The sequence below is a fragment of the Pseudomonas sp. HMSC063H08 genome (assembly GCF_001813645.1).
Lineage (GTDB): Bacteria > Pseudomonadota > Gammaproteobacteria > Pseudomonadales > Pseudomonadaceae > Pseudomonas > Pseudomonas aeruginosa.
The window spans coordinates 1-294 of record NZ_KV813554.1 but is presented as its reverse complement, the minus strand read 5'-3'; the positions used below and the strand labels follow the sequence as shown (position 1 = coordinate 294).

The following is a 294-nucleotide window of genomic DNA, read 5'->3' as shown; positions in this document are numbered from 1 at the left end:
ACAGTCCAGATGCGCTCCTGCAGCGCCGCGAACGGCAACGGCGGCGACGGCTGGCCGGCCAGGCTGATGCCATCGGCGTCCTCGCGATCGATCTGCGACAGGGTGCGGGGCGTGAAGTGGGCGTTCCAAACTGAGACGGGACGTTCCTGCACGCTCACGACGTTCCCCAGATCCAATCGGCCAGGGATCAGCCAGATGCGGTTGTAGAAGTTCTCGACCAGGTCGGACTGGTGAACTGCCGAGTACGCCGAGTGAATGACGTCAACCGGCTGGTGTGCCGCATAGCTGCCAGCC

General features: G+C 64.6%; 1 pseudogene. It reads right to left on the bottom strand.

Going from position 1 to position 294, the window contains the following annotated elements:
* A pseudogene (locus tag HMPREF2924_RS24905) lies at positions 1 to 294 on the bottom strand (hypothetical protein); the annotation flags it as partial.